Here is a 1,997-nt window from a genome sequence, read left to right as displayed (position 1 = left end):
AATTATTTACAGCAAATGTTTGAGAAGATGCAATGATGAATATCACACCTTATCACGCACGTTATTTTGCTAATGAAATCACGTGTCGCCGAACAGATGATAACCGTTTATCGCAATCATTATTTGATGCAAAGGTAGATTTAAATCCCCATCAAATTGATGCTGCATTGTTTGCGCTTAAAAATCCGCTACAAGAAGGTGTCATGCTTGCCGATGAAGTCGGTTTAGGAAAAACTATTGAAGCGGGTTTAGTGCTCTGTCAAAAATGGGCGGAGCGTAAGCGGAATTTGTTGATTGTTTGCCCAGCTATTTTGCGTAAACAATGGGCAAATGAGCTGGCTGAAAAGTTTGGTTTGCCAACAATGGTGGTGGATAAAACGGTTGTCAATCAAGCAATGAAAAAGACAAGCAGTGGAAAACTGTTTAATTTTTGCAAAAATCAAATCGGCAACAATGTGCTGATTGTTTCCCATCAATTTGCCAGCAAAGAACAAGCAACATTTAAGCAGTTTGATTGGGATTTGGTAGTTATTGATGAAGCCCACAAGATGCGTAATGCCCACAAAGCCGATAACAAAATGGGGCAAGCAATGCGCAATGCCTTTGGGGGAAAGAAAAAACTATTGCTCACGGCAACACCTTTGCAAAATTCGTTGATGGAACTGTATGGCTTATCGACTTTACTTGATGATCATATTTTTGGCGATCGTAAATTTTTCCAAAAAGAATTTGTTCGCCGTGGCAATGTAGCTGAGCTCAAAGAGCGAATGGCAAGTTTTGTTAAACGTACGCTACGCAAGAATGTGTTGGAATATGTGCGTTATACCGAACGTAAGACGATCACTCAAGAATTTATGCCAACAGCAGCAGAATTTGCCCTTTATGAGCAAATCTCAGAATTTTTACGTAAAGAAAGTAGCTACGCGTTGCCAAAGCGACATAAACACTTAACGGCTTTAATTCTGCGAAAATTATTAGCTTCAAGTCCGCAAGCGGTTTTGGGAACCTTGAGAGCCATTTTACTCAGACTTCAACATTTACAGCAGCTAGAGCAGAATCAAGATGAACCATTAAGTGAAATTGAGGCATTATTTGATGGTGAGGAATTAGCAACAGAAGATGTAGAAGCCGATGAACTAGAGGCGGAAGAGATAGAGGTTTCTGTTAGCGATGAATTAAATCAAGCTTCGTTACAGGCGGAAATTACCGAAATTGAAGGCTTTATTCGTTTGGCAGAGGGTTTACAACAAGATAGCAAAATTCTCGCATTATTGACCGCACTTCAAACTGGTTTTGCGGAAATGGCTAAACTGGGGGCGAATCAAAAAGCGATTATTTTCACCGAATCGGTACGCACACAAAAATACCTTTTTGATTTTTTAACGCAAAATGGTTATGCGGATAATGTGGTGCTGTTTAGCGGCACGAATAACGATCCAAATTCTGTGACGATTTATCAAGATTGGCTTATTCGCCATCAAGGCACAGAAAAGATTACAGGCTCGGCAGAAGTGGATAAGCGTTCGGCATTGATTGAGCATTTTAAAGAAAAGGCTCAAATTATGATTGCAACAGAAGCTGCCAGTGAAGGGGTAAACCTGCAATTTTGTTCATTGCTGATTAACTATGATTTACCGTGGAATCCGCAGAGAGTGGAACAACGCATCGGGCGTTGCCATCGTTATGGGCAAAAATTTGATGTGGTAGTAATCAATTTCTTAAACAAACGAAATCTTGCTGATCAGCGTGTTTTAGAGTTACTCACAGAAAAATTTAAATTGTTTCAAGGCGTATTGGGTGCTTCTGATGAAGTGTTAGGGCGAATTGAATCCGGGGTGGATATTGAAAATCAAATTGCGAATATTTATGCCACGTGCCGTACTGAAAACGAAATTCAGACAGCCTTTGATCAGTTACAAGCCCAATTTGCCGATGAAATTGAAGGAAGAGTACAAGAAACTAAAAATGCATTGGTCTCAAGCTTTGATCAGTCAGTG

Annotated in this window: 1 protein-coding gene; it reads left to right on the top strand. The window is 40.0% G+C overall.

The window, feature by feature from the left end; genetic code table 11:
* Positions 1-32: 32 nt before the first annotated feature.
* On the top strand, positions 33-1,997 hold a 1,965-nt coding region (locus tag QMF79_RS01220), incomplete at its 3' end, for an SNF2-related protein (protein ID WP_281772447.1).

Origin of the sequence: Pseudohaemophilus parahaemolyticus (assembly GCF_938021905.1) — a bacterium.
GTDB classification, from domain to species: Bacteria; Pseudomonadota; Gammaproteobacteria; order Enterobacterales; family Pasteurellaceae; genus Haemophilus_A; species Haemophilus_A parahaemolyticus_B.
Note: the sequence above shows the minus strand (reverse complement) of the source record. Positions and strands in the feature narration are given on the sequence as shown.